The organism is Ruegeria sp. ABV4_181 (assembly GCF_056158465.1).
Genome location: NZ_JBSWTI010000002.1, coordinates 1781637 through 1806708, shown reverse-complemented (window position 1 = coordinate 1806708; position 25072 = coordinate 1781637). Strand labels below are relative to the sequence as shown.

At 60.3% G+C, this 25072-nt stretch carries 25 protein-coding genes, 1 tRNA gene and 1 pseudogene; 10 read left to right on the top strand and 17 right to left on the bottom strand.

The genetic code is table 11. The annotated features are described in order from the left end of the window. Nucleotides 1–3: 3 nt before the first annotated feature. From ACXAC3_RS08940 to rlmB, 4 genes are all read right to left on the bottom strand, one after another. Entirely contained in the window at nucleotides 4–474 is a 471-nt protein-coding gene (locus tag ACXAC3_RS08940; RefSeq protein ID WP_475158915.1) for a CoA-binding protein, read from the bottom strand. 197 nt (nucleotides 475–671) lie between these two features. Further along, on the bottom strand, nucleotides 672–1124 hold the full coding sequence (locus ACXAC3_RS08935) for a YHS domain-containing (seleno)protein (protein WP_475158913.1): 453 nt from the start codon (nucleotides 1122–1124) through the stop codon (nucleotides 672–674). A gap of 107 nt (nucleotides 1125–1231) precedes the next feature. After that, entirely contained in the window at nucleotides 1232–1546 is a 315-nt protein-coding gene (locus ACXAC3_RS08930) for a hypothetical protein (protein ID WP_475158910.1), read from the bottom strand. Further along, complete coding sequence (gene rlmB, locus ACXAC3_RS08925) at nucleotides 1527–2300, bottom strand: 23S rRNA (guanosine(2251)-2'-O)-methyltransferase RlmB (protein ID WP_475158909.1); 774 nt, start codon at nucleotides 2298–2300, stop codon at nucleotides 1527–1529. Before rlmB ends, ACXAC3_RS08930 begins: the two co-directional genes overlap by 20 nt. Before the next feature lie 116 nt (nucleotides 2301–2416). On the opposite strand from rlmB, the gene ACXAC3_RS08920 reads away from it, so the two are divergent. Continuing rightward, nucleotides 2417–2500 (top strand) — tRNA-Tyr (locus tag ACXAC3_RS08920). 33 nt (nucleotides 2501–2533) lie between these two features. Here the strand turns inward: ACXAC3_RS08920 and ACXAC3_RS08915 are convergent. From ACXAC3_RS08915 to ACXAC3_RS08885, 7 genes are all read right to left on the bottom strand, one after another. Then, nucleotides 2534–3655: an alanine racemase gene (locus ACXAC3_RS08915; protein ID WP_475158907.1), complete on the bottom strand. Its 1122-nt coding sequence runs from the start codon at nucleotides 3653–3655 to the stop codon at nucleotides 2534–2536. After that, nucleotides 3652–4899 carry a D-arabinono-1,4-lactone oxidase gene (locus ACXAC3_RS08910; RefSeq protein ID WP_475158905.1) on the bottom strand — a complete coding sequence of 416 codons (1248 nt, stop codon included), beginning with the start codon at nucleotides 4897–4899 and terminating at the stop codon, nucleotides 3652–3654. Before ACXAC3_RS08910 ends, ACXAC3_RS08915 begins: the two co-directional genes overlap by 4 nt. A gap of 88 nt (nucleotides 4900–4987) precedes the next feature. Next, on the bottom strand, nucleotides 4988–5509 hold the full coding sequence (locus ACXAC3_RS08905; protein WP_475158903.1) for a DUF2478 domain-containing protein: 522 nt from the start codon (nucleotides 5507–5509) through the stop codon (nucleotides 4988–4990). A gap of 73 nt (nucleotides 5510–5582) precedes the next feature. Beyond that, on the bottom strand, nucleotides 5583–6248 hold the full coding sequence (locus tag ACXAC3_RS08900; protein WP_475158899.1) for an NnrU family protein: 666 nt from the start codon (nucleotides 6246–6248) through the stop codon (nucleotides 5583–5585). Nucleotides 6249–6368: 120 nt separating this feature from the next. After that, complete coding sequence (locus ACXAC3_RS08895) at nucleotides 6369–8435, bottom strand: ABC transporter permease (protein WP_475158894.1); 2067 nt, start codon at nucleotides 8433–8435, stop codon at nucleotides 6369–6371. Beyond that, a complete protein-coding gene (locus ACXAC3_RS08890) occupies nucleotides 8432–9481 on the bottom strand; it encodes a quaternary amine ABC transporter ATP-binding protein (protein ID WP_475158892.1) in 1050 nt (349 codons plus the stop codon). The genes ACXAC3_RS08895 and ACXAC3_RS08890 overlap by 4 nt, the downstream gene beginning before the upstream one ends. Nucleotides 9482–9491: 10 nt before the next feature. Then, the gene (locus ACXAC3_RS08885) at nucleotides 9492–10442 is read right to left on the bottom strand and encodes an ABC transporter substrate-binding protein (protein WP_475158891.1); all 951 of its coding nucleotides are present in this window, start codon (nucleotides 10440–10442) and stop codon (nucleotides 9492–9494) included. Between the two features lie 415 nt (nucleotides 10443–10857). Between ACXAC3_RS08885 and ACXAC3_RS08880 the strand changes: the two genes are divergently transcribed. Next, nucleotides 10858–11520 (top strand): DNA-3-methyladenine glycosylase I, encoded by a 663-nt coding sequence (locus ACXAC3_RS08880; RefSeq protein WP_475158888.1) that lies wholly within the window; start codon nucleotides 10858–10860, stop codon nucleotides 11518–11520. A gap of 59 nt (nucleotides 11521–11579) precedes the next feature. Then, nucleotides 11580–12248 (top strand): hypothetical protein, encoded by a 669-nt coding sequence (locus tag ACXAC3_RS08875; protein ID WP_475158885.1) that lies wholly within the window; start codon nucleotides 11580–11582, stop codon nucleotides 12246–12248. A gap of 4 nt (nucleotides 12249–12252) precedes the next feature. Here ACXAC3_RS08875 and ACXAC3_RS08870 read toward each other — a convergent pair whose 3' ends face one another. Beyond that, nucleotides 12253–12657, bottom strand: a complete 405-nt coding sequence (locus ACXAC3_RS08870) for a c-type cytochrome (protein ID WP_475158883.1) — start codon at nucleotides 12655–12657, stop codon at nucleotides 12253–12255. A 97-nt stretch (nucleotides 12658–12754) separates the two neighbouring features. Between ACXAC3_RS08870 and ACXAC3_RS08865 the strand changes: the two genes are divergently transcribed. Further along, complete coding sequence (locus ACXAC3_RS08865; protein WP_475158880.1) at nucleotides 12755–13192, top strand: DMT family transporter; 438 nt, start codon at nucleotides 12755–12757, stop codon at nucleotides 13190–13192. Here ACXAC3_RS08865 and ACXAC3_RS08860 read toward each other — a convergent pair. From ACXAC3_RS08860 to ACXAC3_RS08850, 3 genes and pseudogenes are all read right to left on the bottom strand, one after another. Then, nucleotides 13176–13863, bottom strand: a pseudogene (locus ACXAC3_RS08860) (ABC transporter ATP-binding protein). The gene ACXAC3_RS08865 and the pseudogene ACXAC3_RS08860 overlap by 17 nt on opposite strands. Further along, nucleotides 13856–15151 (bottom strand): lipoprotein-releasing ABC transporter permease subunit, encoded by a 1296-nt coding sequence (locus ACXAC3_RS08855; protein WP_475158876.1) that lies wholly within the window; start codon nucleotides 15149–15151, stop codon nucleotides 13856–13858. The pseudogene ACXAC3_RS08860 and the gene ACXAC3_RS08855 overlap by 8 nt, the downstream one beginning before the upstream one ends. Before the next feature lie 64 nt (nucleotides 15152–15215). Beyond that, complete coding sequence (locus ACXAC3_RS08850) at nucleotides 15216–16202, bottom strand: DUF6492 family protein (protein ID WP_475158873.1); 987 nt, start codon at nucleotides 16200–16202, stop codon at nucleotides 15216–15218. 340 nt (nucleotides 16203–16542) lie between these two features. On the opposite strand from ACXAC3_RS08850, the gene ACXAC3_RS08845 reads away from it, so the two are divergent. Beyond that, nucleotides 16543–16902 carry a hypothetical protein gene (locus tag ACXAC3_RS08845; protein ID WP_475158870.1) on the top strand — a complete coding sequence of 120 codons (360 nt, stop codon included), beginning with the start codon at nucleotides 16543–16545 and terminating at the stop codon, nucleotides 16900–16902. Here the strand turns inward: ACXAC3_RS08845 and ACXAC3_RS08840 are convergent. Next, nucleotides 16899–17792, bottom strand: coding sequence for a glycosyltransferase family 2 protein (locus tag ACXAC3_RS08840; RefSeq protein WP_475158866.1), 894 nt, complete (start codon nucleotides 17790–17792; stop codon nucleotides 16899–16901). The two genes, ACXAC3_RS08845 and ACXAC3_RS08840, sit on opposite strands and share 4 nt — an antisense overlap. Further along, the gene (gene proS, locus ACXAC3_RS08835) at nucleotides 17776–19116 is read right to left on the bottom strand and encodes a proline--tRNA ligase (RefSeq protein WP_475158864.1); all 1341 of its coding nucleotides are present in this window, start codon (nucleotides 19114–19116) and stop codon (nucleotides 17776–17778) included. Before proS ends, ACXAC3_RS08840 begins: the two co-directional genes overlap by 17 nt. Before the next feature lie 169 nt (nucleotides 19117–19285). Between proS and ACXAC3_RS08830 the strand changes: the two genes are divergently transcribed. The 5 genes from ACXAC3_RS08830 to ACXAC3_RS08810 all read left to right on the top strand — a co-directional run bounded on the left by ACXAC3_RS08830 (nucleotide 19286) and on the right by ACXAC3_RS08810 (nucleotide 25071). Continuing rightward, nucleotides 19286–20650, top strand: a complete 1365-nt coding sequence (locus tag ACXAC3_RS08830; protein WP_475158861.1) for an FAD-dependent oxidoreductase — start codon at nucleotides 19286–19288, stop codon at nucleotides 20648–20650. Continuing rightward, nucleotides 20650–21624 carry an isopenicillin N synthase family dioxygenase gene (locus ACXAC3_RS08825; protein ID WP_475158859.1) on the top strand — a complete coding sequence of 325 codons (975 nt, stop codon included), beginning with the start codon at nucleotides 20650–20652 and terminating at the stop codon, nucleotides 21622–21624. The genes ACXAC3_RS08830 and ACXAC3_RS08825 overlap by 1 nt, the downstream gene beginning before the upstream one ends. Nucleotides 21625–21713: 89 nt before the next feature. Further along, on the top strand, nucleotides 21714–22787 hold the full coding sequence (locus tag ACXAC3_RS08820) for an AI-2E family transporter (RefSeq protein WP_475158858.1): 1074 nt from the start codon (nucleotides 21714–21716) through the stop codon (nucleotides 22785–22787). Beyond that, a complete protein-coding gene (locus ACXAC3_RS08815; protein ID WP_475158856.1) occupies nucleotides 22788–23465 on the top strand; it encodes a P-loop NTPase family protein in 678 nt (225 codons plus the stop codon). A gap of 61 nt (nucleotides 23466–23526) precedes the next feature. Then, nucleotides 23527–25071 (top strand): Ppx/GppA family phosphatase, encoded by a 1545-nt coding sequence (locus ACXAC3_RS08810; protein WP_475163392.1) that lies wholly within the window; start codon nucleotides 23527–23529, stop codon nucleotides 25069–25071. The last annotated feature ends 1 nt before the right edge of the window (nucleotide 25072 follow it).

Sequence of the window (25072 nt, the reverse complement as noted above, 5' to 3'; positions counted from 1 at the left end):
CGGTTACAGCTTGGATGAGATCACCCCGGTCGCGAACCCGCCCATGCGCAACTCGCCAAACAATCGCTGGTATTCGATCTTGGGGCACCGGTTCATGACAACATCTATGCCCTTTGCCTGCGCGGCTGCCGCGGCCTGAGCGTGTTCGACGCCAATCTGCATCCAAATCGTTTGCACCCCGGTCAAGGCGGCCAACGCTTCGTCGACGATGGGCGGAACGGCCTCGGACCTGCGGAAGATGTCCACCATATCAACGGATTCCGTGATATCCGACAGGGATGCCCGCACCGTTTGGCCAAACAACCCGGTCCCGGCATGGCCTGGGTTCACCGGAATGACCTTGTATCCCTTCAGCGACAAATACCGCGCGACGTAATAGCTGGGCCGCACCGGATTCATCGAAACGCCAACCACGGCCACAACCTTGGTGCGTTGAAGGATATCCCTGAGAAACGTATCGGAATAATCTGGCATAAGCGCACCCTAGGCCGTACGCACAAAAGAAAAAAGCGCCCAGGTCGTACCTGAGCGCCAGTTGTTGGAACGAGGGACAGTGAAATGACCCGCGGCAGTTCCGTTCCGCGGTCACTGTGACATTTAAGCACGAGTTCAGAGAAAAAAGAGGGTGCGCGCATTTTTGTGATGACAGATCGCAAAAAGCGGAGCTTCGCCTATTCTTCGTAAAGGATGACGGGCCAGTGGGCCTCGGCCATGCGGATGTACTCGTCGGGTGCATCGCGCCACATTCGCTCGACCGCATGCGAGTGGGTCAGGTAAAGCCTGCCGTCCACAACCTGCCAGGCGGTCGGGTCCGTGCTGACCAGCCTGCCCTGCGCCATGGCGTAGGCACAGTAGCCGCCGAACTGCGGGGCGAAAGCACGCGGGTTACGCTCAAACGCGTCGCGATTCTCGGCCGAGGCGAAATGCCACTCGGCCCCCTTCCAGACGATCGCAATATCGGGTTCGCCCCGAACCGGCGTGTCGCCCGAAAAGTAAGACACTGCGTCATACCCGGCCATCGCGGCACCGTCCGTTTCAAAGTAAACGGGCATGTCTTGCGCATAGGCAGAAGGGGCAAATGCAGCGGCAGCCACCGCAGCCAGTAGGAAACGTCGGGTCAGCATCTGTATTTCACGTTCGAAGTCATCAGAGTACCAAAAATGCAATTTTTGCAGCCAGGTGTAACCCTGCTTAACGTGGTTGTGATCGCCTGTGTCGCCGGATCGCCGCCTCAGTCGAAGATGTCATCTATCACATCCCAGGCTTCGTCCAGAACGCGTGAGAAGACGCTCTTTTTCTTCTTTTGCTTCTTTTTCTTATACGAGGCTGCGGCCCTCATAGTGTCACGCTTGCCATTGGCCTCGGACAGTTTGCGTTTTGGCACCATCTTGAGATCGTGCAGAGGCGCCCCGCAACTGGAGCAACTGAGTTCGTGCCGTTGCTGCCCTTTCAGAACAAGGGCGGCGCGGGTTCCGCAATAGCAACATGTGGCGATTTTGGACGGGCTGGAAATGGCTCTCTCCTGTCTATCTGTGCCTGGAAGCATATAAGGCGATTGCGGCAGCGTTTGAGACGTTCAGCGACCCAAACCCTCCGGCTGCGTCGATTTTCACCAGTTGGTCAACGGTTTCCTTGGTCTTTTGCCGCAGGCCCGGCCCTTCGGCACCCAGCACCAGGGCAACAGGCCGGTCCAGTTTGCCGCCCATTGCCGTTTCGATGGTGTCGTCCGCCTCGCCGTCCAGACCAAGCACCAGAAAACCCATATTCTGCAACTCAACGATTGCGTCGGCCAGATTGCGAACGCGCAGATAGGGTTGCCGCTCCAGCGCGCCGCTGGCTGTCTTTGCCAATGCGCCCGTTTCCGGGGCCGAGTGGTGCCGCGTGCCGATCACCGCACTTGCGCCCAGCACCTCGGCCGAGCGCAGAATTGCTCCGACATTGTGCGGATCGGTCACCCGGTCCAGCAATATGACCCGCGGATGCGCGCGCCCGATGCAGTTTTCAGCCAAGCCGCCCCAATCCAGCGGCTTGACCTCAAGCGCCGCACCCTGATGGACAGAGCCCGGATCAATCGGAGCAGAGAATTTGCGGGGATCGACCATTTCGGCCTCAACCCCTGCAAATTCAATGGCTTCTGTCAGCTTGCCCCTTGCATTTCTTGTAACGATCAGACGCAGCTTCTGCCGATTTGGGTTCATCAGCGCATCGCGCACGGCGTGCAGTCCGAACAGCCAGACAGTCTCGGATGCGGCAGCTTTGCGTGCCTGTTCCTTTTCCACGACCCACTTGGGTTTCTTCATTTCCTGGGCCTCCGGGCCGGCAAATAGGTTTCCTGCGTCAAAGCCGTATTTTCCTGTTGACGCTCGTTTAGAGCGCTAGTAATCACGCCTCCACGTCAGGTGCAACGCCTGACAGTGGGCGACAGGCCGCAAGGTGTGGCAGGGGACTGTAACTCCCTCGCGGAGACGCACGCCTGGTTCGATTCCAGGGTCGCCCACCATCTTTTCCAGATGGTGACAAAGTGCAACCGCCGTTAACTCGGCAGGCATTGCCATTCTGCGATCACCTGCCCGTTCCTGACCGCCAGCATCCGTCCGAACTGATTCAGCACGGCCTCGCTTTGTGTCGGGCGCAGCAACGCGATATCGCCCGCTGTGACATTGGCCAGACGGGGACCGGCCCAAACCTCCTGATTGCTGGAACGTCCAAAGACCCTGGAATAGCCGAACCCGTCCGGGTACGCGGGATGCGCCAGAAAATGCCCGCCAAAGACGGCGAGGTCGGTCTTGTTCCGACGCAGAAAATCGAGCCCCGGAAGCGGGTTGCCCGGCATGACCTTCAAAACCGGCGTCGCGATAAAGGCCGCAGGCAGAAATCCCCGAGTCGAAACGTGGTCAAAGTCTGCGGGCTTTACCAGTACCGATCCAAAGGCCACTTCAGTAGCAAGTCCATCCGCAGGGTATGATTGAAAGGTCAGGCTACCGCCCGTGTTCAGACACAATCCTTTCCCGGCCATCGGCAGGCCGGAAACCGCGCGCCGGAACGCATCCTTGCAGGATCGGGTCCCGCGCTTGCGCAATAGTCGCGGCAGCTTGGCCAGATGGGCCTCGTACCCCATCACGCCGGACAGGCGCGCATGGGGACTGGCGTCAATCTCAGCCGCGATCTCTGCCACCTGCTCTGGCCTGAACCCGCCGCGATGCAACCCGACATTAATCTCCAGCGACAGGCGCAGCGCAGATTGCCGGTCTGCTGCAAGTGCCAGATAGTCTCGCAGGTGATCGGGCGTGTCGATCAGCCATTGAACCCGCGCCGCGGAATCCGGACAGGCCGCAAGAACCCGCGCGGCGGACCTGACAGGGAGGGGTTTACCGATCAGGTGATCGGTTCCGGCCTCGGCCGTCAACAATGCCTGCAACATCGGTTCCGAGAACGTCATCAGTCCCGACGTCGGTATCTGCGCGCGTATGTGGTTCAGAAGTGGAAGGCAGGGCAAGGATTTGGCGACCAGACGCCGGTCGGGCCCAGCCTCTGCGCCCCTCAAAGCCAGGTCACAGTTTGCTTCCAGACGATCCAGATCGACCACGGTGACCGGCTGGTCCACCCCATAGGCGCGCAGCGTTTCGGACAGGGATTGAAGATACGTCCGGGTCATGGCCGAAACATTCTTGCCAGTGCAGGTGTCAGGAACTTGCCACCGGGGTCCAGGTGTTCGCGCAACGTACAGAACCGGTCGAAATCCGGGTACATTGCCGACAGGTGCTTGTAGGTGAGGCTGTGCATTTTGCCCCAGTGCGGACGCCCTCCGGCTTCGACCAGCAATGGTTCGATGGCCGAGAAATATCGCCTGTGATCCTCCGAAGCGTCGCTGTGGATGGCGATTGAGATGCGCTGGCCACCCTGAAATGGCGACAGGCAGGCCGTGTCGCCAGCAGTCTGGCGCACTTCGATGGGAAAATAGATGTCATTGTGGTCACGGTGCAGGCGGTTCAACACCTCTTTCAGAACGTCACAGGCCACATCGGGCGGCAGGTGATACTCCATTTCGTTAAAGCGGATATGGCGGTCGCTGCACAGCACGCGCCAGCTTTCGCCGACATAATCCTCATCGGACTGCGCAAGGGTCAGAAGCTTTAGCAGAACACCGCGCAACCCTTTGCTGACCCTTCCCGCATTGCGCGCCAGTTTCAGCACCTTGACGGCTATCATGTCCAGATCGCGCGGCGCCCGTGTTTCCGCCGCTTCGGTCACCGCGTGCCGGATTTCCACTGCCTTGCCGGTGAAAGGGATATAGAAGAACTCGAAGTTTCGGTTTTCCGCCCATTTCCTGTGCATGGTGGCCAGAGTGTCCCCAAGCGGGGCCAACCGAACTTGGCGGCGCAGATTGTATTTCGGGACAACGGTAATCTGTGCCTCGGTCAGGACACCCAGCATCCCCAGCGTAACCTGCGCCATTTCCAATGGGATGTCCTGCGTCGACAGCATTTCGCCACCCGCGCCAATCATCCGAAAATCCGAGATTTCAGCCGCCAAGCAAGGCAGCTTCTGCCCGGTGCCATGCGTTGCGGTCGAAGCGGCCCCCGCCAGTGACTGGACGTTGATGTCGCCCAAATTGCGAAAGGCCAAGCCCTGATTCGCCAGCGCCGGCGACAAATCGCGCAATCGCGCGTTCGCATTGACCCAGACCCGATCACCGTCGATCTCGCCCAGCGTTGGCAGGTCCAGTCTCGACAGGTCCAGAATCCTGTCGCCACCTGCAACGATGGGCGTGAACGAATGCCCGGCCCCGACCACCCGCAGGCTTTGCGGCTGCGCAACTGCCTGTTGAAGTTCGGCCATCGAAACAGGGCGCGTGACCGCAGTATCCGCGTGCTGGTTTCCGGCCCAATTTGCCCACATATACAATCTCCTCCGGGATCAGAGGATTGCAGCACATGTGCCTGGGAACAAGACAGGATTTCAGCAGCTTACCCCACGGGAACCTGGATCAGGCGGCCGCTGCGCGCAATGCAGTGACCCGGTCGAACCACGCGACAATGGCCTCCGGCTCCGGGGGCAATTGTTCGGCCTCTCCGCCGGTGAATTCCTGAAATTTTTCGCTGTTCAGGCCGTTCACACCGACCAGCACCGGGATGTCCTGCGCCAGAGCCTCGGCAATCACGGGACGAAAACCGCGACCGTCGGCTTCGTGTTTGCCGAACTTGTTGACGATCAGCAATTGCGGCGCGTCCGACAGCGACGCGGTCACATATCCCACAGCCCGCTCCAGCGCGGCAGGGTCCAGACGGCACCCGCGCGATTGGGTGCCCAGCGATTGCGATATCCGGATGGTCTCACCTTTGGGCAGAACACGCACGTCCATGTCGCATTTGCTGTTGTCGGCGCATTCAGTGTTGGTCTGAACCACGCCGGCCAGATGCGCCCCGGAGGATAGCAGCCGCTCGGCCACAGCGCTCAGCAGGCGGTCGGTTGCGCCGCGATCCGTGGTGGTCACATAAGCCAGATACATCCGCGATATCCTTGTAGTCCGAAACAGTGACATTCCAGATAGCACGCATGATGCGCTCCGACCACTCCCTGCGTTATGGCAATGGTGAAAGGCCGATCACAGGTGCGTGCAGGTGAAGGAGAACAGCAAAGGCACCAATCGACACCAGCCAGATCCAGAGCCGTGGCCAGGGTCGGGGCGCGCGCAGTGACAGGCGCGCCGTATTCCGCGACATGCGCGTCCACTCGATACCCATGTCCCGCGCCTTGCGACGATCAATCAGCGCCATGCCCATGGCCGCAAAGCCCGCAAACAGGCCGAACAGGATGACGTGCGACAGGCTGCCATTGGCCAACAGATGCGCCGCGGCCCACAGCATCAGCGCGGCCAGGATCGGATGGCGTGTCGTGCGCAGGATGCCGGGGTTTTCAGGATCGAAAGCACGATGCCCCAGACCACCGAAAGAGAACGGGTTCTGGATCGCAAGCCCTGCGACCGCCAGCCAGCATACGACCGGCATGATCAGCAGCGGCGCCCATCGAAAGATGGCAAGCGGCGGGATGACCTCAACATAAGGCGCCCGCGCGGCAGCGATGATCAACCAGCCCAGCACAGCCAGCGACAGAACGGAATAAGCCGTCAAGTAACCCTTGCGTCCCAGCACCCCGATCAGGTGGCCACGCACGGCGGGGCGCGCCGGGATCGCGTGGCTGAGCAGAAAGGTCACCAAAGCTGCAAAGAACAGACCCCAACCGGACATGGTATTCTCCGAATGATTTTTTGCTGATCTATACCCGGGTGAGCCCGAGTTCCTTGCCCGAAGTCAAGTCGGGTCCGGGTGGGAATACAGGCGAGGCGGACGTACCGCCCCTGCCCTTGTTTACAAGCCCAGCGCCTTGCGTCGTTCTTCGGCGAAGCCCTGCACCATGCGGTCAGCAATCAGGGCAAGAATGGCCATTGCGGCACCCGCCGAGATACCCAGCCCGACATCCGCCTGCCCCAGCGCCAGATAAATCGACTGGCCCAGACCGGTGGTGCCGATCAGTGCCGCGATCACCAGCATGGCAAACGCATAAAGGATGGTCTGGTTCAGCCCCAGCAGAATAGTCGGCGCGGCATAGGGCGCGCGCACGTCGCGCATGATCTGCCACTCGGTCGCACCGCTGGAGATTGCAGCCTCCATCATCTCTTCCGGTGTGTTGACCAGACCATGCCGCGTATAGCGGATCATCGGGACGATTGCGTAGGCGCAGATCGCCAGAAAGGCCGAAAACTCGCCGATCTGAAACACCATCAGAACTGGGATCAGGAACACGAACAACGGGATCGTCTGAAGCATGTCACAGATCGGGCGCACGACTTTCCAGACCGGCTCCCACACTGCGCTGGCAAGACCGATCAAGCCGCCGATCACGGCACAGGAAAACACCGCCGCTCCGCTGAGGTAAAGCGACAGCAAGGCGCGCTCCCACAGGCCAGAGACGAGGATGGTGCAAAGCAGCCCCACCGACAGCGCCGCCAGCCGCCAGCCGCCCGCAACCCAGCCCAAAGCGGCAGCTCCGGTCAGAACAAAGGGCCACGGCAGGTTGGCGATACCGGTTTCCAGAATGCCAATCAGGATCAACAGCACCAGCCCCCCGGTCAGGTGACCGCGCCATGCCATCAGCAGGGCGATTGCGGCGGCTGCTGCGAATAAGCCGAAACTCATGGCCGGGGTCCATTGAAAACCCCATGTGAAGGGCAAAACCGCCTGATCCAGACCGATCCGCAGCGGCAGCAACACATAGAACAGCGAGTTGTTCTTGAGCGCATCCAGCCAGGGGCCGTTGGTCTGCGTGAAGGCGGTCAAACCGCTGTCCACTGCGTCGGCCAACGGGTCTAGCAGTGTCAGTTCCGACGGGTTTGGCAGCCAGATCCAGAAAGCAGCCGTGAACAGAGCCGTAAAGCCCAGTACGGCCCAGACCACGCGTTGATCGTAACGTTTGCGCTCGGTCGCCAGCGTGCCGCTCATCCGGTCGATCACCACGGCAAAGACCACAATGACCAGACCAGCCAGCAGAGATTTGCCGAACTGCGCCTTGCGCATGGTCAGCAGGACCTCCCACCCGATGTCGTTGAACCCGCCTATGACGGCGGCGATGATCACCATCGACAGCGCAGCCATCAGGCATTGGTTCACACCGACCATGATCTGCGTCGCGGCGGCGGGTATTTCGACCTGAAACAGTTGCTGGAACCGCGTGCCGCCGGACATGATCGCGGCCTCTTTGATTTCCGGTTCCACCCGTTCCAGCCCCAGCATCACGTTGCGCGCCATCGGCGGTGCGGCGTAGATGGCGGACGCGATCAGGCCCACCACAGGCCCAAATCCAAACAGCAGCAGCAATGGCGTCAGGTAGGCAAAGGTCGGCACCGTCTGCATGACGTCCAGCACCGCCTGAACGAAGGATTTTACCTTTGGCACCTCATTCGCAAGAATACCAATGGCGGCACCGGCGACCAGCGCGACAGGCACCGAAACGGCGACAAGCGCCAGAGTATTCATGCTTTCGGACCAATAGCCCGAGGCCAGCACGAAGCTGAGGCCAAAGAACCCCAGCGCCGCCATCGACAAGCCGCCCAGATACCAGCCTAATGCCGTCACCAGACCGATCAGAACCGGCCAGGGTGTGTTGCCCAGAACATAATTGGCGGCATCCATCGGATAGGTCATCAGATCGGAAAACAGGCGCATCGCCGGCTTGATGCCGTTCAGGAACCAGTCCAGAAACGCCCCGACCCATTGGGTCGCGGGCAGTTCCCACGCCGCAGGCCACTTGACCAGCCACGGCGCGACGCCTTCCAGCGCCAGACACACCGCGCCGACGATCACCGTGATCAGCGCCGCTTGGGCACCGGCCGTCAGGCGCGCTGCGTGGCCCGAGGGGATGTCCGTGACGGCTGTCATGTTTCATCCACCTGCAACGCGGCGGCCAGATCGGACGGATGAACGTTGCCGACAATATTGCCATGCTCATCCCGCACAGGCACGGGCTCATACAGTTCCATACAATGCGCAAGCGCCGCATCCAGCGTCATTGCCGTCGTCAGACCGGGGTCGTCCGGGCCGCATTCCGCCTCGTCCCGCATGACCGAGGCGACCTTGGCGTGCTGACCCTTGGCCACGTCCTTGGAAAACTCACGCACGTAATCATCAACCGGGTGCAGTACGATGTCCGTGGGTGTGCCGATCTGCACGATCTTGCCGTCGCGCATGATGGCGATGCGGTCGGCCAGTTTCAGGGCCTCCTGAATGTCGTGCGTGATGAAGACGATGGATTTCTTCAGCGTCGCCTGAATGCGCAGGAACTCATCCTGCAACTGGCGCCGGATCAGCGGATCGAGGGCCGAGAACGGCTCGTCCAGAAACCAGATATCGGGGTTGACGGCAAGGCTGCGCGCAATGCCCACACGCTGACGCTGGCCACCGGAAAGCTGACGCGGGAAGCTGTCCTCCCGCCCTTCCAGTCCCACCAGCGAGATCACTTCCTGCGCGCGGGCCAGCCGTTCCTTGCGGCCAACGCCCTGTACACGCAGCGGGTACGCCACGTTTTCGGCAACGGTCATGTGCGGGAACAGTCCGAAATGCTGGAATACCATGCCCAGTTTCTTGCGGCGCAATTCCGTCAGCGCCTTTTTGGAGGCTCCGATGACGTTATCGCCATCCACGCGAATCTCGCCGCCCGTGCCGGGCAGCAGTTGCGAGATACAACGGATCAGCGTGGATTTGCCCGACCCAGAAAGCCCCATGATGACGAACAGCTCGCCCTCTCTGACGTCGAAATTTGCATCCTGAACGGCGGGAATGAACCCGTGTTCGCGCAGATCATTGGCGGCTTGGTCGGCGTCATTCCCTGACCGAGACAGCGCGTCGGTCAGGGCTTTGTCAGCACCGGGGCCAAAGACCTGCCAGAGATTCCGGCAGGCGATGGCTGGTGTCGTTGTGTCGGTCACTTAAGCGGGCTCACTGGGTTGCCGCGTCGACAACCGGACGCCATTTGTCTTCGTTCTCGGCCATCCAAGCCGCGACAACTTCTTCAACCGATCCGCCGTCAACGTCGATTGCGCCCATCATCGGCTGCTGGTCTTCGACCGCCAGTTGATAGTTGGTCAGAATCTCATAGGCGGCGGGCCACTTGTCTGCCATGCCGCTCCAACCGGCCTTGAAGATGCGCGAAGGCGAGAAATCGCAGTCATTCACCGCATTCGGGTTCGGACCCCAGGACGGATCGTTAAAGCATGCCTCTTCGCCCGCAGGCAGATCGACGAACTGAACGTCATAGGCCGACATCGCCCAGTGCGGCTGCCAGAAAGTGATCAACAGCGGCGATTTGCGCTCGGTCGAAGCGCGCAGTTCGGCAATCAGGGCACCTTCGGAGCCCGCGGGAACCGCCTTGAACGGCAACTCAAGCCCAACCATGCGGTCGGCGCCCGGCGTACCCCAATCCGCCGGATAGTCGACAAGGCGGCCACCGGGCAGCGTTTCAGCCGTGGCAAAAACCTGAGCACAGTCTTTCAGCGCCTCCCAGGCCGGCAGGCCCGGGCACAGCTCGGCCACATGTGCCGGGTAGGCAATGCCCTCTTTGGCATCCAGCCCCAGATCACCGATTTCAACAACGGTGCCCTCGTCGATTTTCTTGGCGTATTCGTCGGATACGTTCGACGACCAGATTTCCAGCGTCGCGTCGATATCGCCATCGGCCAGCGCCTGGAACTGGTTCATCATACCGGCGGTCACGTATTCAACGTTGTAGCCCGCTGCTTTCAGCATCTCACCGGCCACATGCGTAGTGACGTGCTGGCCGGTCCATTCATTGATGGCCAGTTTGATCGGCTCGTCCACAGCGCCCATATCGGCGGCATAGGCGGAACTTGCCACGGCCATAGCCAACAGGCTTACACTGAGTTTCTTCATCGACATTCTCCCTGTCTTGTTTTGTTTTGCCCACCCCAGCGCGCATTTGCGCCCCGGAAAGTTTGTCGAACGACAACACCATGTCGCAACATGCACAAAATTGGCCGGAAAAGGGAAGTGAACAGTTCTGGCCAAGGCGGTTTTATTCGCCCCTCGGAACCGTTCGGATTTTCCCACCTGCCGCATCGTGCGGCCACCCGGTCATCGCAATTTCGTACAATATCAGGGCGGCACATTGATTGACGAGTCAATCACAAACCCGAATCCCTTGTTTTGTCGAGCATTTCTTTTTCTTTTCACTCATTTTTTGGTGTCTCAATTGCCGCGCAGTGGCTGAAGCGTGAAACAGGCAAAGTACCTGGGACCTTGCAACAGGCCATCTGACAGGCAAAGTTACCGGCGGAGGACGCCGCAAATGCACCATTTCGATGAGATTTTTACCTTGGCCGCCGATCGCCACGGTGGCGCCGAGGCATTGGACGCCAAGCTGACCAGACCCAAAAGCACGGCGGAACTGGCCGCCATGCCCGATGATCGCTGGCTTTCGATCATCTCCAAGACTGTCTTTCAGGCCGGGTTCAACTGGAAAGTCATCGAAAACAAATGGGATGGGTTCGAAACCGCCTTTGACGGGTTCGACGTGGGCCGGTGCGCCTTTATGGATGACGAAAAATTCGACGCGCTGCTGCAGGATACCCGCATCGTGCGCAACGGAACCAAGATCGCCTCGGTCCGGGACAATGCCGCGTTCCTGCTGGAACTGCGCGAAGACGGCGGTGCAGGGCAGGTTCTGGGCGGCTGGCCTTCGGTCGATTACGTCGGTCTGCTGGCGATGTTGGGCAAACGCGGGTCGCGTCTGGGCGGGGCTTCGGCGCAATACGCGATGCGGTTCGCAGGGCGCGACAGTTTCATCCTGTCGCAAGACGTCACAGCCCGGCTGATTGCCGAGGGGATCGTCGATAAAGCGCCGAGTTCAAAAAAGGCAATGGCGGCGGTTCAGGAGGCCTTTAACACCTGGATGGATCAGTCCGGACGGTCGTTGACGGAAATAAGCCGCGTATTGGCGATGAGCGTGTGAAAATCGGTTGCAGAGCGGGGGCTTCGCAGTAGGCTTTGATCATGCCCTTCCGCTTTTTGATGATTTTTCTTTTTTTACTCGCCTCCTGCGGTCGCCCGCTGACGGATCAGGAACGCGCCTTTGCCAGCACCGTTCAGGGCGAAACGCTGAACTTGGACCGGGTAAGACTGGTCGAAGGCGCTCCGGTCGCGCCGATCACCTTTTACCGCAAGGCGCGACCGCGTCTGGCCTGCCGCGAACGCATCCTGCCGGCCCCAAAAGAAGGTGTCATAACCGCCAAACCTGCCGCCGTTGCCCTGTTCAACAAGGTCTATTTCACGCGCGATTGGTATCTGGAAGATTACATGACCGACTTTCCCGAACAGATGAACCTTGTCGCAGCGATGTTGCTGGCCCACGAACTGACTCATGTCTGGCAATGGCAAAACCGCCGGACAACCGGGTATCACCCGCTGCGGGCCGCGGCGGAACATGGCGGCAACAAGGACCCCTATCTGTTCGACATCGACACCTCGCCCGATTTCCTGTCTTACGGGTTCGAACAACAGGGCGCGATCGTCGAGGAATACGTCTGTTGCCGCGCACTGGACCCGACGGCGCCCCGCACGCAGCGCCTGCATGACATGCTGGGATCACATTTTGATCTGTCGCCGCTACCCACACAGCGCCGCGAACGCGAGATCGTCATTCCGTGGAGCGGAGCCGAGGTCGAAGGTATTTGCCGCTGACGCCCTACTGTCCCTGAAGCGTTTCCAGATAGGCGACCAGATCAACGATCGGCTGGCTTGTCAGGATCGGCTGACCCTCTGGCGTATTCATCGAGGTGTCCTGACCATCAAAGTAAGGTCCGTAGACCGGCATCGGACTGCCGTGACTGACCAGCGGATCGCGCCCGTCAATCCGCGCCACGACGCGGGCGGTCGGAAATACTCCGTCCTCGCCGGCAAGTTTCGTCAGGTCGACCGGCTGAATGACCAGAACGCCGGCCATCGGTCCATGCCCGGTCGCGTCGAGCCCGTGACACGTCGCGCAATAATGCTGATAAAGCTCTGCGCCGGTTTCCACGTCCTGCGCCCCTGCCTGAGACGCCAAAGCGAGCAAACCCGCAGAAACCGTCGCCTGTACCAGCCTGATCATCGCATCCTCCTGTCATGATTGACATTTGCAGGCTTGCCCGACAGGCGGCTTGGCGCAATGATCCAGATCAACGAAAGCGGCGCAGAGGATTCCGGATATGACACAATATGCAGCCATCATGCTGGCGGCCGGAATTGGCGTGCCAATTCTTGCCGCGCTGAACGCGGCACTTGGCAAGCTGATCGGATCGCCGACCGCGGCCGCAGTGGTTCTTTTTGCCATCGCGTTCGGCGCGTCCGCGCTTGTCCTGCTGGTGTTTCCGAGTGCCGGGGCGCTGTCCAAAATCACGGACGCACCAAAACATCTGTTGCTGGCCGGTATCCTGATCGCCTTTTACGTCTTGTCGATCACCCATGTCGCCCCGCATTTCGGGGTCGGCAATGCGGTGTTCTTCGTTCTGCTGGGGCAGTTGATCAGCACGGCGGCCATCGACCATTTCGGCCTGTTCGGCGCTCAGGTCACGCCGCTGACCTGGATTCGGGCGGGCGGCATCACCGTAATGGCCGTTGGCGTGGCGATCACTCAACTGGCCTGAGCACACCCGCCTCAAGCCGCAGCTTGCGGTCCATCCGCGCGGCAAGGTCCATGTTATGCGTGGCAATCAGCGCCGACAGCCCTTCGTCCCGGACCAGCGCCATCAGCGCATCGAATACCTGATCCGAGGTCTCGGGGTCCAGATTGCCCGTCGGTTCATCCGCCAGCAGGACCCGCGGCTTGTTGGCCAAGGCCCGGCAAAAAGCCACGCGCTGTTGCTCTCCTCCGGACAAGGCCGCCGGGCGGTGAGCAGCGCGCGCCGCGACACCAACGCGATCCAGCAGGATCATCGCCCTTTGCTGGGCGGCTTTCTCGGATACACCATTGGCAAGCTGCGGCAGAGTGATGTTTTCCAGCGCCGTGAACTCGGGCAGCAGATGGTGAAACTGATAAACGAACCCAACATCCTGTCGCCGCAACGCGGTGCGGGTGCGGTCGCCCTTACCGGCCACGTTCCGGCCCGCGATCTCGACCGACCCGGCATCGGGCGTATCCAGCAATCCGGCAATGTGCAGAAGGGTCGACTTACCGGCTCCCGACGGCGCCACCAGTGCCACCGCCTCACCGCTGCGCAATTCCAGATCGGCACCGCGCAACACCTGAACCTCGCCCGGAGTGCCCTTGAGAATAGGTTTTGGTCAGGCCGTTCAGCCGCATCGTCACATCATTCATAGCGCAGCGCCTCGACCGGGTTCAGCCGCGCCGCGCGGCGGGCGGGGAAATAAGTGACAAAGAAAGACAGCCCCAGCGACAATCCGATCGCCATGAGCACATCCGATAGGTGCAGTTCGGCCGGCAGAGCGTAGATGCCCCGGATGGACGGGTCCCACACGCCGCCGCCCATCGCGTAGTTCACGAACGAGAAAATCGGGTCGATATAGATCGCAAACAGGCAGCCCACGATCACACCCATCGCAGTGCCGATGATGCCGGTGAAAGCGCCGCAAATGAAAAACACCCGCAGGACCGACCCTTCGCTCAGGCCAACGGTGCGCAGGATGCCGATATCGCGGCCCTTGTTCTTTACCAGCATGATCAGGCCCGAAACGATGTTCATCGCCGCAATCAGCACGAGGATCGACAGGATGATGAACATCACGTTGTCCTCGACTTCCAGCGCCCGCAGGAACCCGCCCGAGGCGTCCTGCCACGTCCATAATTGGCTGCGTTCGCCCGCAGCCTCTAGGATCGGGATAAGGATCGGCGTCAGTTCCTCGGGGTGTTCGACCATCACCTCGATCTCATCCGCCACGCCTTCACGGTTAAAAAAGCTCTGCGCCTGTTCGAATGGCATATAGACACGGGTTCGGTCGATATCGTAGCGCCCGGCCGAGAACACATAGACCACACGATAGGCGTTTACGCGGGGCGACGTGCCAAAGGCTGTTTTCACGCCGTTGGGTGAGGTCAGTTTGACGGTGTCACCCACGGTCGCACCGATGCTGCGCGCCACGCCCGAGCCAATGGCGATGACATCTTGCCCGTTCTGAAATTCCGACAGATCCCCGACGGCCCGTTCGCTTTCAGCGACACCGGGCAGGTCCAGCAGATCGTCGGGTTGAATACCGAACACTTCGACCCCGCTGCTGCGTTCGCGATTGGTAATCAGAACCTGCCCTTTGACCAAAGGTGCGGCGCGAACAACGCCGGGCACCTGCGCGATGCGTTCGGTGACGCCGTCATAATCCGCGATGGTCCGGTCCAAGCGTCCCTGTGCGTCGAAGTTACCTGCGGAATAAACCGTGACGTGGGCATTTGCCCCCAGAATTGTGCCGACAAATTCGGACCGGAACCCGGACCGCACGGCCAGCGTGGCGATCAGAGCGAAAACGGCCAATGTGATCCCAATCAGGGAAATCCAAGTCATCACACTGACGCCGCCCTCGGCCCGGCGCGCGCGCAGGTATCGCCAGGCGATCTTCCATTCAAATGGGGCAAAGGGCGGGGGCGTCTTGGCCATGTCTGCTCCGGTTTTTTGTTTGGCGCGACCCTTTCGGCATTTCGCCGGATGGTCAAGTTGGTTGTCAGCCGGTCAGGGCCGCTGTTCGGTTCAGAACGGCCTCGGCTTTGGACCGCTCACATATTTCGCGGTTTTCCAGTTCGGAGAACACCCGGTCGCGCAGATCAGTGGGCAGTTTTGCCAGGGCCCGGTTATGCAGTCCCAGCGTCAGCGCACAGGGATCGTCCAGCCGGGTCATCTTGGCGGCAAGCTCTTCCGCCGAAAAGGTCGGCCACAATCCAACGTTCCAATTGGTCGTATTTTCGAACCAGCGCTCATATCCTTCCGGGGACTTCAGGCAAAAGGCATTCATCAACATGAACTCGGACGGCCGTCTGCGCGAGGCAAACAGAGCCTGAACCGAACCATAGCGCGCGTTGATCTCGTCCAGCAGCGCCAGGATAAGCGAGCGGCGTACCGGGAAAGGTGTGGAGAACGTCGTTGTGTGCAACTGGCTCAGATCAGGATGCGGAACCCCCAGCGCGTCCAGACTTTCGCACAGCCATCTGTGGTGAAAATCGCTTTTGATCCCGACGAAAGGTATGCGGGCTGCACCGTTGGCCGCGAAATACTCGGCGTCGTCAAAGGCCCTCAGAAACACGTTTTTGGTGTCGAGGATGACCATGTGTTCGGACGCGGCCACCCGCGCGGCGCCCAGTTTCAGAACCTGCTGCGAGCGATAGCCGTTGTTCCCGCGCCATCCGCCTTTTCTGGCCACCGGGATACGAAACCGGTTTTCAATCAGGATTTGATCCGGCATTGGCCGGCGCAAGCAATGTCCCTGCCCCAACAGAACATCATCGCCGCTCAGGATCGAAACCTTCGATCGCAGCGGCCCGTAGGCCGCCAGAATGGGTTCGAGATTCGCACGCAGTTTCACTTCGTCGATGTCGTTCATGATCACATGGATCGAACCGACGCGGTCGGGATCGACGAACCGGGCAAAAGACAGCGCCTGAAGTTCCAGCAACGGAAAATCCTTGGCATACACAACCGTGGCGAAACTCAGCAAACCGCAGGTCCTTTCAAAGTTTTGCTTCGTGTATCAGCAATTCGGTTTCTGTCCAATTCACCCCGGCGAAAGGGGAAAACGAATCACCAAGCCATCATGAAAAACAGACCTGTTCGGATTTAAGGTGAACGCAAATGGGCGTCGCTACACTCTTGGTTGTGAAGCCCTTCACAGACAACCGATCATTGTTTCAGCTATGAAGTCAATGTGAGCCGGACAAGGCTTACTGAATCCAAAATGTAACATTTCATGCGCAATAATATTTCGTGTTTTGCTTATTTTGGGGAATTTTGTCACCCTAGGTATTGGGGGATTTAACCAGTTAGAGCGGGGGTCGCTCATGAGTATTCGATTTGAAACACAAACAGGGGGCGCATTTTCTGCCCAATTAGCTTCCACAGAACTGGATTGCGAAACCGCAGCGTTGCTGCGCGCCGCAATCCGCCCGGTCTTTTCCAGCGCCGCGAGCTGGGGTAGCCTGACACAGATCCTGCAGGACAAGGGCTATCACCTTGTCTTCCGGCAAGGCCGGCTTTGCGTCACGGACCAGGATACCGGCGACCGTGTCTGCGGTTTGCGCTTTCTCGGGTTCGAATTCAGAGAACTTGTGCGGCGTCTGGGACGACCCATGGTCGTGGCACGAGGCAATCAGGCGGACGGTGATATCCTGATCGACCGCCCGTCATCGAACGGCGTCTAAAACCGCCTCCAGAACTGGGCTGACCGTCGCAGGGATTTCCACAGGCTGTGACGCGCGGCAATCTTTATCGCCTCAGCAGCGCCGGGTCGGCGCAACTGTTCCAGAACAAGCCCTGCCGGCATATGACCGCGCTGGTAGAACCGATGGAAATCCTCCTGGGTTAAACCGCGGGCCGATTTGAACCCCTCATAATATTTCAACCAGACGCGGGCATAGTCCTGACCGGTGCGGCTGTCGTCCTGGGTCACGCCTCTGCTCCAGAACAATGAGATGGGGTCGTCCATCCCCTCGCCCTGATACCCCCCGGCCAGCATCCGCAGCATCAGGTCGTAATCGGCGGCGACGCGAAACTGCGTGTCGTGACCGCCCATCGCCAGAAAGACATCCCGTTTCAGAAAGACCGAGTTGTGGCAGAAAGGCATGCGCTGCAGTATCGCTGTCAGCGACATCCGCTTTTCACGGGTTTCGGTTCCGTCCTCATATCGGCGCAGGGTCGAACCGTACAAAAAATCGGGGCCGGTCACCGTCAACCTGTCCGCCGCTGAGTTCAGAACATCGTCGGAGGCCAGTGAGTCATCAGAGTTCAGGAACAGCAGGTATTGGCCCCGCGCCGCCTGCGCCCCTTTGTTCATCGCATCGTAGAGGCCCGAATCCGGCTCGCTGATCAGGCGCGTGCGCGGGGCCTCCGCAGTCAGGTCCTGAAGGAAGCCGACCGTGCCATCGGTCGAGGCCCCGTCCTGAATGATGTGCTCTGCCCGGCCGCAATTCTGGCGCGCCATACAGGCCATCACTTCGCGAAACCCGTCCTGACGCCCCTGAGACAACAGGTTATGGGTGGCGGTGACGACCGAGATCAGCGGCGCGCCGGAAGGATCAGCCGATTTGCTCATAAATCTTTGCGATCCTGGTGACAGCGGCTTCGGGGCTCAGCTCCTCGCTTTCGCCGGTACGGCGGCTGGTCAGTTCGACCACGCCGTTTTTCAGACCACGCGGGCCAACTGTGATGCGCCATGGCAGGCCGATCAGGTCCATTGTGGCAAACTTGCCCCCGGCCCTTTCGTTGCGGTCATCGTAAAGCGGTTCCAGACCCAGCGCGGTCAGCGCGCCGTAAAGCTTGTCACATGCGGCGTCCGCCTCTTCATCGCCCTGCTTCAGATTGACGATGCCACAGTGGAACGGGGTCACGCCCTCGGGCCAGATGATGCCCTTGTCGTCATGGCTGGCTTCGATGATCGCGCCGATCAGGCGGCTGACACCGATACCATGGCTGCCCATATGGACCGGAACCGGCTTGCCATCAGGGCCCTGCACGGTCGCGCCCATTGCCTCGGAATACTTGGTGCCAAAATAGAAAATCTGCCCCACTTCGATCCCACGCGCCACGCGGCGACGGTCTTCGGGGATCTGGTTGAACAACCCCTCATCATGGGTTTCGTCGGTGCGCGCGTATTTCGAGGTAAATTCCTCAAGGATGGCCTGACACTGTGCTTTGTCGTTGTAGTCAATCTCGCGGTCGCCAAAGGACAGGTCGGTGACGGCGCTGTCATAGAAGACCTCGGATTCTCCGGTTTCGGCCAGCACAAGAAACTCGTGCGTATTGTCGCCGCCGATCGGGCCGGAATTGGCGCGCATCGGGATCGCCTGCAACCCCATCCGCTCGTAAGTGCGCAGATAGGTGACCAGATGGCGGTTATAGGCGTGCAGCGCGTCCTCTTTGGTCAGGTCGAAATTGTAGCCATCCTTCATGTAGAACTCACGCCCCCGCATCACACCGAAACGCGGGCGGATTTCGTCACGAAACTTCCACTGAATCTGATAGAGCGTCAGCGGCAGGTCCTTGTAGCTGTTCACGTGACCGCGGAAGATGTCTGTTACCAGTTCTTCGGCTGTGGGCGTGAACAGCATATCCCGGTCATGCCGGTCCTTCATACGCAGCATTTCCTGACCGTAATCGTCATACCGCCCGGATTCACGCCATAGGTCTGCCGATTGGATAATGGGCATCTGGATCGCGATATGGCCTGCGCGCGCCTGCTCTTCATGGATGATATTTTCCAGTTTGCGCAGCACTTTGAAGCCCAGCGGCAGCCACGAATAAATCCCGGCGGCAGCCTGTTTGATCATCCCGGCGCGCAGCATCAGCCGGTGGCTGACGATCTGGGCCTCGGACGGGTTTTCCTTGAGAACGGGCAGAAAATAACGGCTGAGGCGCATTGGATGACCTTCAAAGGTGAGAATTCGACTTCAAAGCTGCTTATGCCAAAGCCCCGCCGGGGGCAATCAGGCAATGGTGATTTTGCGACCTCGGCGCGGTCGGATTTTTGATTGACCCACCAGTCAGGAGCTTCAATTGTGACAGGAATGTAAAATTCACGAGGCCCCAATGCAGACCATTCAGGAACCCGCCCGCCAGATACCCGTTGTTCACCAGACGGAGGTGTTGGTTGTCGGGTCCGGCCCGGCCGGTCTGGCCGCGGCTCTGGCCGCCGCGCGCGCAGGGGCCGAGGTGTCTCTGGTCGACCGGTTCGGCTGCATGGGCGGTAACATCACTGCCGTCGGGGTCGAAGGTTTCGCCTGGTATCGCCACGAACAGACGGTCGAGGCCGGCGGTATCGGCATGGAGTTCGAAACCCGCGCCAAAGAGATGGGCGCAGCGGTGCCCGAAAGCCAGTCGTTGAGCTATGAGCTGGACAGCGAAGGCTTCAAACTGGTCGCAGATAAGCTGGTGGCGGAGGCCGGTGTCCATCCGATGCTGCACCGGCAGTTTGTGGCGCCGATCCTTGAGGGCGACCGGATCACCGGAATCATCACCGAATCCAAGGCCGGGCGCGAGGCGATCCTGGCCAGGGTCGTGATCGACGCCACCGGCGATGCGGATGTGGCCCACCGTGCGGGCGCGCCCACCTGCAAGACTGCACCCGAAGAGATGATGGCAGCCTCGGTCATGTTCCATCTGGCCGGCGTGGACAAACGCGCGTTCATGGAAGGCGTGAAGGCCGACCCGCAGACCTATAAGGACTGGGGCGGCGGGGGTGAGTGGAACATCGAAACCTCGGGCAAAGAGGACGACATGTTTTCTCCCTTCGTGCACAAACCCTTTCAGCAGGCGATTGATGCGGGGATGATCCCGCCGCATCTGAACACCATCGCGGGCACCTGGGGCGCGATGCATGACACGGGTGAGCTGACCTATATGAACCTTATCCATCTGGCCGAAATCGACGGCACCGACCCCGACAGCCTGACACGGGGCGAGATCGAGGGCCGTCGCCAATCCATGCTGGCCATCGACGCCCTGCGCCGCTTCATGCCGGGTTGCGAGAACGCGCGGCTGCGCAATTTCGGCATGACCATCGGTATCCGCGACACCCGCAAGATCGACGCGGTCTACAACATGACCGAGCAGGACGCGCGCCATCAGGGCCGGTTCGAGGATACAATCGGTATCTACCCCGAATTCATCGACGGCTATGGCATTCTGATCCTGCCGACCACCGGGCGGTACATGCAAATCCCCTATCGCTCGATGTTGCCGAAAGGGATCAAGGGCTTGCTGGTTGCGGGTCGGTCGCACGGGGCCGACAAGGTAGCCCATGCTGCCACCCGGAACATGGCCTGCTGCGCCGTCATGGGTCAGGGTGCGGGGATCGCTGCCGCCCAATCGCTAAAAAGCAATCAGGACCTGCGCGAGCTGAACCTGGCCTCGGTTCACGCAGAGCTGGACCGGCAGGGCGTCCGGATTCACTGATGGACCGTATCCCGACGATCGACATCGCTCCGCTGCATGATGCAGGCCATCCTGACTATGATCGGGCGGTTCAGCAAGTCATGGAGGCGTTTACCCAGATCGGATTTCTGTCGATTACGGGAACGGGCGTTTCCCAGCAAATTGTTGAAAATATGCGTAGCTGTGTCCGGGCAATCTTTGACATCGAAGAGCGCCTGAAATGGGATCGGGCCATCACTAGGGAAAACTATCGCGGCTATATCCCGTTGGGGTTTTTCACGCCGAATGACGGATCAGGCCGGGCGGACAAATACGAAGGCTATAAGCTGCACTTCGAAGTCGCCGAGGATGCGCCCATCCGCAAGGACTGCGCGCTTTACGGTCCAAACCTGTGGCCGCCAGAGGTTCCGGACGCGCGTTCGGTCATTCTGGACTATTGGTCCCGTCTGGACAGCGTTGCCGACATGCTGCTGCGCGCGGTTGAGGTGGGGTTGGGGCTTTCGGCAAACACTTTGTGCGACGCTTTCCGCGATCCAATGACAAACATGACGCTTTTGCACTATCCACCTCAGGACCCGGACGATACGGGCTATGGCATTCATCCACACAAGGACACCGATGCCCTGACCATAATCGCCCCTGACCCCGTCGGTGGGCTGGAAGTGCGCACGCAAGACGGGGGCTGGATCACCCCGGACTGCCCGCCGGGCGGTTTCATCGTCAATATTGGCGACATGCTTGAACTGTGGTCCGGTGGCCGCCTGAAATCTACGCCGCACCGGGTGGTCAATCGCTCGGGCCGCGAACGGTATTCCTTTCCCTATTTCGCCGTTCCGCGCCACGATGTTATTGTCACGCCCCTGCTTCCTCCTTTGCCGGGGTTCGACCGCCCGCCTGTGCATTGCGGCCATTGGTCGGCCGAGATCTGGCGTACCAACTGGCCGGACGAAGCAGCAGATGAGGAGACCCCCGAACTGGGAACGCTGAGCGATTAGCCACCCGTATTCAGCCGGGTATGAAGCGCTTGCATCGCGGGGCCGCATACGCCAAGAACACGTGCAACGGCCGTAACAAGGGGACAGCTATGGCTTTGCCGGTGAAGGATCAGCTAAGATACTGGGGCATTGCCACCGCGGTATTTGTTCTTTTGTTGTGGGCCCTTGGCGACGTTCTGCTGCCATTCGTCATCGGAGGCGCGATCGCCTATTTCCTTGATCCGGTCGCGGACCGGCTTGAAAATCTGGGCCTGTCGCGCATGGCCGCCACGGGGATCATTACAATTGTTGGAATTCTGGGCTTTGTCCTCATGGTCCTGATGGTGGTTCCCGCGCTGATCACGCAGCTGATCGACCTGATCGAAGTGATGCCCAGCCTGTTCAAGGAGTTGCGCGGCTTCATCGAAAAACAATTCCCGTCGCTGCTGGACCGTGAATCCAGCTCGCATCAGGTTCTGGTGTCGTTGGGTGAGACGCTGCAATCGAAAACGGGTGACGTTCTGCAATCGGTTGTGGCCTCGCTGGGGTCCGCGATCAACGTCGTTGTCCTGCTGGTCATCGTTCCGGTGGTGGCTGTTTATCTGTTGCTGGACTGGGACCGCATGATTGCCCGGATCGGAGAGCTTTTGCCCCGCGACCACGCTCCAACGATCAAGCGGCTGGCAGGTGAGATTGATGCGGTTCTGGCCTCGTTCGTGCGCGGTATGGGCACTGTGTGCCTGATCCTCGGCACCTATTACGCGGTAGCGCTGATGCTGGTGGGTCTGCAATTCGGCCTGATTGTCGGCTTCATCGCTGGCCTGGTCACGTTCATCCCCTACCTTGGCGCGCTGATCGGCGGCAGTCTGGCCATTGGTCTGGCCATGTTCCAGTTTTGGGGCGATTGGGCCCATATCGGTCTGGTCGCCGGTATCTTTGCGCTGGGTCAGGTGACCGAGGGCAACTTTCTGACGCCCAAGCTGGTTGGCAGCTCGGTCGGGCTGCACCCTGTCTGGCTGCTGCTGGCCCTGTCGGTTTTCGGTGCGCTGTTTGGCTTTGTTGGCATGCTGGTCGCGGTTCCTGTGGCTGCGGCGTTGGGAGTGGTGGCGCGGTTCGCCACGTCGATTTATCTGGACAGCCGGTTGTATACCGGCCTCGAAGGGTTGAATCAGGAAAACGAATAAATGGCCCGACAGCTAAGCTTTGATCTTCCGGCCAAGACCGCGCTGGGGCGTGAGGATTTCTTTGTGTCCCCGGCCAACGCATTGGCCGTTGCAATGATCTCGGCCACGTCCTGGCCTGGCAACAAGCTGGTGCTCAGCGGTCCGGCCGGGGCCGGCAAGACGCACCTTGCCCATGTTTGGGCGGCTGAAACCGGCGGTCGGATCATCCCGGCCAGGGATTTGGATTATGACGCCGTGCCCGATCTGGCACGCAGACCGGTTGCGGTTGAAGATGTGCCGATGATCGCGGACGACCCGGAGCGGCAGAAGGCCCTGTTTCACTTGCACAACCTGGCCCTGGCCGAGGGATGGACCCTGTTGATGACCGGGCGTCTTGTGCCCAAGCTGTGGCAGTTGCCGCTGCCGGATCTGCAGAGCCGCATAGAAGGCGCCCATCACGTTGCCCTTGATCCCCCGGACGACGCGCTTTTGGGGGCGGTTCTGGCCAAGCTCTTCATCGACCGCCAGCTGAACCCCGGCCCCGAAGTCATTTCATATCTGGTCAAGCACATGGACCGGCGCTTTGAAACGGCAGCCGATGTGGTCAAGCGGCTGGATTACATTGCCCTGTCGGAAAAACGAGAGATCACCCGGGCACTGGCGGTCAGGGTTCTCAACGCGGATGCGGAAGATGTCTGATCCGACAATTGACCCGCAACGGGTGATTTCGCATTCTGCTGGCGGCAAACCTGGAAAAGACATGGATCAGAGCTTCGAAACCGACATCCCGGACTGGGGGCCTTTCGGAAAGCCATTGTTTGACAACCCCGAGGCCCGGGCCCTGTCCCGCGTAGGTGTCGTCGATGTCGGGTCGAACTCGGTCCGGATGGTGATCTTTGACGGCGCAGCACGGTCTCCGGCCTATTTCTACAACGAAAAAGTCATGTGCGAGCTTGGGGCCGGCCTGTCGGAAACCGGTCGCCTCAACCCCCGCGGACGCGTGCGCGCGCTTTCCGCGCTGCGCCGGTTTGCCCGGCTTGCCGACGATCTGAACCTGCCCGGGCTGCACGTCGTGGCCACCGCAGCCGTTCGCGAGGCAGAAGACGGGCCGGATTTTTGCGACGAGGTCAAATCCGAGACGGGGCTGACCGTATCGGTCATCGACGGCGGGGAAGAGGCGCGCCTGTCCGCACAGGGTGTTTTGCTGGGCTGGCCGGGCGCTTATGGGCTGATCTGCGACATCGGCGGGTCGTCGATGGAACTGGCTGAAATCGGCGACGGCGATGTCGGGCGGCGTCTGACGTCGGCTCTTGGCCCGCTCAAGCTGCGCGACATCAAGGGCGGTCGCCGGGCGCGTAAAGCGCATATCAAAGCCACCATGGAAGACCTGCGCGATCAGATGGGTCTTCAGCGCGACCGCCTGTTCCTGGTCGGGGGCAGTTGGCGCGCCTTTGCGCGCCTGGACATGCTGCGCCGGGGGTATCCCCTGAACGTCCTGCATGAATACCGGATGACCACCACGCAGGTACGTGAAACCATCAAGTTCATCGAAAAAGGCGACCCTGAAAAACTGCGCAGTCAGGCCGGGGTTTCAAGCTCGCGCATGACGCTGATCCCCTATGCGATGGATGTGCTGGCCCGGTTGATCCGCACGTTCAAACCCAAGGACATCGCGATCTCAAGCTATGGAATTCGCGAAGGTCTGCTGTACGAACAGATGCCGCAAGACCTGCGAGATCGCGACCCGCTGATCGAGGCCAGCCGGTTCTCGGAAGCTAAGGACGCCCGCCTGCCCGGCTTTGGCAAACACCTTTATGAATTCGTAATGCCCCTGTTCAAATCGGCCCCGCCCGCAAGGGTTCGGCTGGTCAAGGCGGCATGTCTGCTGCATGACGTCAGTTGGCGCGCGCATCCCGATTACCGGGCCGAGGTGTGTTTCGACAACGTCACCCGCGCCAATTTGGGCGGTCTGAAACACTCCGAGCGTATATTCATCGGCCTCGCCCTGCAGCACCGCTATCGCAACAAGCGCGAAGGCAACAGGTTTGAGCCCCTGTACAAGCTGTTAGAGGAAAAAGACCAGAAACAGGCCGAGATTCTGGGCAAAGCCATGCGGTTCGGCGCGATGCTGTGGATGCAAAGCGATGCCACGATGGGAACATTGCGGTTTTATCCCAAAAAGCACCTGCTGGAACTGCGCCTGCCCGCCGCCGCCCGACCGCTGTTCAACGAGGTGGCCGAGTCGCGCCTGAATTCGCTGGCGAATGCGCTGAAATCCGAGACCCGGGTCATCATCAAGGGATAGG

Coding starts and splice junctions, on each gene's coding strand:
- ACXAC3_RS08940 (WP_475158915.1), bottom strand. CDS start 474: ATGCCAGATTATTCCGATACGTTTCTCAGGGATATCCTTCAACGCACC.
- ACXAC3_RS08935 (WP_475158913.1), bottom strand. CDS start 1,124: ATGCTGACCCGACGTTTCCTACTGGCTGCGGTGGCTGCCGCTGCATTT.
- ACXAC3_RS08930 (WP_475158910.1), bottom strand. CDS start 1,546: ATGCTTCCAGGCACAGATAGACAGGAGAGAGCCATTTCCAGCCCGTCC.
- rlmB (WP_475158909.1), bottom strand. CDS start 2,300: ATGAAGAAACCCAAGTGGGTCGTGGAAAAGGAACAGGCACGCAAAGCT.
- ACXAC3_RS08915 (WP_475158907.1), bottom strand. CDS start 3,655: ATGACCCGGACGTATCTTCAATCCCTGTCCGAAACGCTGCGCGCCTAT.
- ACXAC3_RS08910 (WP_475158905.1), bottom strand. CDS start 4,899: ATGTGGGCAAATTGGGCCGGAAACCAGCACGCGGATACTGCGGTCACG.
- ACXAC3_RS08905 (WP_475158903.1), bottom strand. CDS start 5,509: ATGTATCTGGCTTATGTGACCACCACGGATCGCGGCGCAACCGACCGC.
- ACXAC3_RS08900 (WP_475158899.1), bottom strand. CDS start 6,248: ATGTCCGGTTGGGGTCTGTTCTTTGCAGCTTTGGTGACCTTTCTGCTC.
- ACXAC3_RS08895 (WP_475158894.1), bottom strand. CDS start 8,435: ATGACAGCCGTCACGGACATCCCCTCGGGCCACGCAGCGCGCCTGACG.
- ACXAC3_RS08885 (WP_475158891.1), bottom strand. CDS start 10,442: ATGAAGAAACTCAGTGTAAGCCTGTTGGCTATGGCCGTGGCAAGTTCC.
- ACXAC3_RS08880 (WP_475158888.1), top strand. CDS start 10,858: ATGCACCATTTCGATGAGATTTTTACCTTGGCCGCCGATCGCCACGGT.
- ACXAC3_RS08875 (WP_475158885.1), top strand. CDS start 11,580: ATGATTTTTCTTTTTTTACTCGCCTCCTGCGGTCGCCCGCTGACGGAT.
- ACXAC3_RS08870 (WP_475158883.1), bottom strand. CDS start 12,657: ATGATCAGGCTGGTACAGGCGACGGTTTCTGCGGGTTTGCTCGCTTTG.
- ACXAC3_RS08865 (WP_475158880.1), top strand. CDS start 12,755: ATGACACAATATGCAGCCATCATGCTGGCGGCCGGAATTGGCGTGCCA.
- ACXAC3_RS08855 (WP_475158876.1), bottom strand. CDS start 15,151: ATGGCCAAGACGCCCCCGCCCTTTGCCCCATTTGAATGGAAGATCGCC.
- ACXAC3_RS08845 (WP_475158870.1), top strand. CDS start 16,543: ATGAGTATTCGATTTGAAACACAAACAGGGGGCGCATTTTCTGCCCAA.
- ACXAC3_RS08840 (WP_475158866.1), bottom strand. CDS start 17,792: ATGAGCAAATCGGCTGATCCTTCCGGCGCGCCGCTGATCTCGGTCGTC.
- proS (WP_475158864.1), bottom strand. CDS start 19,116: ATGCGCCTCAGCCGTTATTTTCTGCCCGTTCTCAAGGAAAACCCGTCC.
- ACXAC3_RS08830 (WP_475158861.1), top strand. CDS start 19,286: ATGCAGACCATTCAGGAACCCGCCCGCCAGATACCCGTTGTTCACCAG.
- ACXAC3_RS08825 (WP_475158859.1), top strand. CDS start 20,650: ATGGACCGTATCCCGACGATCGACATCGCTCCGCTGCATGATGCAGGC.
- ACXAC3_RS08820 (WP_475158858.1), top strand. CDS start 21,714: ATGGCTTTGCCGGTGAAGGATCAGCTAAGATACTGGGGCATTGCCACC.
- ACXAC3_RS08815 (WP_475158856.1), top strand. CDS start 22,788: ATGGCCCGACAGCTAAGCTTTGATCTTCCGGCCAAGACCGCGCTGGGG.
- ACXAC3_RS08810 (WP_475163392.1), top strand. CDS start 23,527: ATGGATCAGAGCTTCGAAACCGACATCCCGGACTGGGGGCCTTTCGGA.